This is a genomic window from Pantoea sp. GbtcB22 (assembly GCF_019091025.1).
Classification (GTDB): Bacteria; Pseudomonadota; Gammaproteobacteria; order Enterobacterales; family Enterobacteriaceae; genus Pantoea; species Pantoea leporis.
This window is the reverse complement of record NZ_JAGXKB010000565.1, coordinates 1-247: the sequence shown is the minus strand read 5'-3', so window position 1 is coordinate 247 and position 247 is coordinate 1. Positions and strand designations below refer to the sequence as shown.

Sequence of the window (247 nt, the reverse complement as noted above, 5' to 3'; positions counted from 1 at the left end):
AGACCACGCGCCGCGATGTCGGTCGCGACCAGCACGCGAATGCCGCCGCATTTGAAGTCAGCCAATGCACGGGTACGCGCGCCCTGGCTCTTGTTGCCGTGGATTGCGGCGGCGGGAATGCCGTCTTTGTTCAGCTGCTCAGCCAGATGATTGGCGCCGTGTTTGGTACGGGTGGACACCAGCACTTGCTGCCAGTTATCACGACCAATCATCAGCGGCAGCAGTTCCCGCTTGCGCTTCTTATCCA

General features: G+C 61.1%; 1 protein-coding gene. It reads right to left on the bottom strand.

Translation table 11 applies throughout. The features are described from left to right. On the bottom strand, positions 1–247 hold a 247-nt coding region (locus tag KVT28_RS25985; RefSeq protein WP_256448508.1), incomplete at both ends, for a helicase-related protein.